Annotated in this window: 4 protein-coding genes and 1 pseudogene; 1 reads left to right on the forward strand and 4 read right to left on the reverse strand. The window is 73.6% G+C overall.

Going from position 1 to position 3,249, the window contains the following annotated elements:
- A pseudogene (locus tag AC0AIB_RS30840) lies at positions 1-213 on the forward strand (AAA family ATPase); the annotation flags it as partial.
- A gap of 119 nt (positions 214-332) precedes the next feature.
- On the opposite strand, the gene AC0AIB_RS30845 reads toward AC0AIB_RS30840, so the two are convergent.
- From AC0AIB_RS30845 to AC0AIB_RS30860, 4 genes are all read right to left on the reverse strand, one after another.
- Positions 333-1,655 carry an MFS transporter gene (locus AC0AIB_RS30845; RefSeq protein ID WP_328348513.1) on the reverse strand — a complete coding sequence of 441 codons (1,323 nt, stop codon included), beginning with the start codon at positions 1,653-1,655 and terminating at the stop codon, positions 333-335.
- A gap of 2 nt (positions 1,656-1,657) precedes the next feature.
- Positions 1,658-2,251, reverse strand: coding sequence for an ArsR/SmtB family transcription factor (locus tag AC0AIB_RS30850; RefSeq protein ID WP_328348514.1), 594 nt, complete (start codon positions 2,249-2,251; stop codon positions 1,658-1,660).
- A 122-nt stretch (positions 2,252-2,373) separates the two neighbouring features.
- Positions 2,374-2,691, reverse strand: a complete 318-nt coding sequence (locus AC0AIB_RS30855) for a hypothetical protein (RefSeq protein ID WP_328348515.1) — start codon at positions 2,689-2,691, stop codon at positions 2,374-2,376.
- Entirely contained in the window at positions 2,688-3,074 is a 387-nt protein-coding gene (locus AC0AIB_RS30860; protein WP_465098024.1) for a sugar nucleotide-binding protein, read from the reverse strand. The genes AC0AIB_RS30855 and AC0AIB_RS30860 overlap by 4 nt, the downstream gene beginning before the upstream one ends.
- Positions 3,075-3,249 lie beyond the last annotated feature (175 nt).

A 3,249-nucleotide genomic window follows, 5' to 3' on the forward strand; every position in this document is an offset into this window, starting at 1 on the left:
GGCCTGGCCGACCCGTCCGCCCTGTCGGTGGCCACCGCCGCCGCGCACGCGGTGGAGTACGTCGGCCTGCCCGAGGCCCAGCTCAACCTCGCCCAGGCGGTGATCCACCTGGCCACCGCGCCGAAGTTGGTGTTGAGCAGGTCCAGCAGGAGCGCGAAGCCGAAGACGACGGCCGCGAGGATGGCGAGCATGTGGATGTCCTCCGGTAGGGGGTCCCAGTAGGTCGGCCTCGATGTACCCAATCGGTCGAACTGTCAATCTCCACCGTGGAGATCCGGGTCGCCCCACCCGCAGGTTCCCGGCTGCCCGTCTGGTCGGCTCCGACCGGGAACTCACCGACCTGGCGGTCCCACCACCGTCCCGGCCTCGTCGGCACCCCGGAGTGCCGCTCCGGTGGGCTCGGTCGGATCCGCCGGGGCGGCCCGTCGTCCGGCCCGCCACGCCGGCAGGTAGAGCGGAGCGGCCACCGCCAGCGCCACCGCCCCGACCACCATCGCCGTACCGACTCCCCGGCGGTCGGCCAGGGCGGTGAGCAGCACCGCACCGAGGGCGAACCCCGGCTGCCCCAGCATCGAGTTCAGCGAGATGACGCTGGTCCGGTAGGGCCCGTCGACCTGTCGGTGCAGCAGCCCCAGGTGCAGCGGGTTGGACGCGCCGTGCACGGCGTAGCAGGCCAGGTAGGCGGCCAGCACCCCGACCGGCCCGGCGAGCAGCCCCATGCCGAGCACCGTGACGCCCTGCACGATCCGCAGCAGCCCGGCGGCGGGGGCCGCGCCCAGCCAGCGCAGCAGCAGCGGGGTCGCCGCCGCACCGGCCGCCGAGACCAGCCAGGCCGCCGAGTTGGCCGGGCCGAGCAGCGCCGCCGCCCGTTCGGGGTCGCCGACCACGTCGGCGAGCCGGATCGGCAGCAGCGACTCGAAGGTGACCATGCCGAAGCCCCAGAACAGCTCCACCGACACCAGGGCGAGCAGCACCCGGGAGCGGCGCAGCAGGCCGACGGCCTGACCGATCATCCGGGGGGCCGCCACGACCGAGGCGCGCAGCGTGCCCGGACCCCGGGCCGGGCCGGTCTCGACCAGCAGGAACAGCAGGACGACCAGGGCCACCGCCTGGAGGGCGGCGGCGACCAGCACCGGCACGGTCAGGGCGCTGACCGGCCCGACCGGCCCGAGCGCGATGAGGCCGCCGCTGAGCAGCGCGCCACCGGCGATGGTGACGCCCGCGACGGTGCCGGCGAAGCCGAGGCCGGGCTGGTAGTCGCTGCCGGGGTCGGCGGCCAGGGTGGACTCGACGTACCAGGAGTCGAGCGGGCCGCTGTCGAGCGCCCGGTAGACCCCTTGCAGGGCCCAGACCAGGAAGAACAGCGCGAAGGAGTCGGCCACCGCGAACAGGCCGAGCGCCAGCAGGCTGACCGCCCAGGCGGTGACCAGGACGACCCGGCTGCCGAGCGCGTCGGCCAGACCGCCGGTGGGCAACTCCAGCGCCAGCACGACCAGGCCCTGCGCGGTGGAGACCAGGCCGATCTGGGTCAGCGACAGGCCGCGTTCCTGCATCAGCAGGATCATCGCCGGGATGGTCAGGCCGGTGGGCAGCCAGCGCAGGCCGTAGAGGGTGAGGTAGCGCAACCGGACCTGGCGTACGGTCAGTGCGGTCACCGCTACTGACCGATCATCGGGAACGCGGCCAGGAAGACGTGCACCCGCTCGGCGTCCGCCTGCTGCGGGTCCGCCCCTGCGCGGTAGCGCTCCACGACCTGCCACAGCTCGTCCTCCAGAGCCTGGAGCCGGTCGGCCGGGAGGGTGAGGAAGGCGTCGCTCATCCCGAACGCGTCCCGCCAGGCCGGTGACCAGTCCTGCTGGACGGCGAACCAGCGTTCGGCCCGCTCGGCCAGCAGTCGTACCTGGTCGCCCTGGATCCACTCGATCGCGGCGCGGGCGTCGGGGTCGTCGTCGAAGTCGCTCGGCTCCCAGTCGGTCACCTCGTGCGCGGCCCGCCACCAGCGTTGCCGCCCGGTGCCCCGGTCAGGGTCCTCGACCACCAGGCCAACGTCGGCGAGCTGGCGCAGGTGGTAGCTGGTGGCGCCGGTGTTTGTGGCGAGCAGCCCGGCGAGGGTGGTGGCGGTGGCCGGCCCCTGCACCCGCAGCGCGCCGAGCAGCCGCAGCCGCAGCGGGTGGGCCAGGACGCGGACCTGCCGGTGGTCGATCCGGACGGAGCTGGTCGCGGGTCGCCCGCCGGTGTCGTCGTTCTCCATGCATGCACAATAACTGTGCACAGAAACTGTGCACAAGATTTGTGCACAGCTTCTGTGCAGTAGCGGTGCGGCCTCCGGCTCAGCGTCCGTCTCTGCCCGGCCGACCCCGACGGCCTTGATGGTCAGCCGGCGAGCAGCTCGGTCACACCGCGCAGTCGGGTCCGCAGCAGGGCGGTGGCGCGGGACGAGTCCAGCCGCACGTCGGTGGGACGCCGCAGTCCGGCCGCCGTGGTCGTGGTGGTCGTCATCCCGGCCGGATCGATCCCGTGCCGGCGGGCCACCAGCAGCCCCAGCCCGGCCCGGCTGACCGGCTCCGGGCCGGCCACGTTGAGCGGGCCGGCGACGGCCGAGTCGGCCAGTTCCAGCACCGCGTCGGCCAGGTCGCCGACGTCGACCGGGCAGCGCAACTCGTCGGTGAACAGGGTGGCCCGACCGGTCAACGCGTCCCGGCAGAGCTGGATCTGTTTGCTGCCCTCCCCAGGATCAGCGAGGTCCGCACCAGCACCGCGCCCGGGTCGACCACCCGTACGGCGGTCTCCGCCGCCGCCTTCGCCGCACCGTAGGGATGCACCGGGGTCGGCACGTCGTCGTCGAGATAGGGGGGCGGACGGCCGGCGTGCAGCGCGTCGCTGGACAGGTGCACCAACCGCGCCCCGACCTCGGCCGCCGCGTACGCGACGTGCGCCGCCCCGTCGGCGGTGACCGTCCAGTCGTCGTTGCGGTACGCGGTCGCGATGACGACGTCCGGGCGTACCTCGGCAACCAGCCGGCGCACCGCGTCCCGGTCGGTCACGTCGAGCCGCCGCGCCGCAACCCCGGGCACGCCAACCTCACCCGAATGACACGTCCCCACCACCAGCCCCCGCATCCCACCACTCCCCCCACAGCGATCAAGAGGTTTACGTCACCTCACTGCGTGATGATGACGTAAACCTCTTGATCAACGAACCGGGGTAGGGCCGGGCGGGCCGGCCGGGTGGGGGGTGGGGGTGGGGGTG

It is taken from the genome of Micromonospora sp. DSM 43699 (assembly GCF_055517075.1).

Bases quoted from the DNA above. Each gene is read 5' to 3' on its own strand.
- AC0AIB_RS30850 (WP_328348514.1), bottom strand. From the start codon at position 2,251: ATGGAGAACGACGACACCGGCGGGCGACCCGCGACCAGCTCCGTCCGG.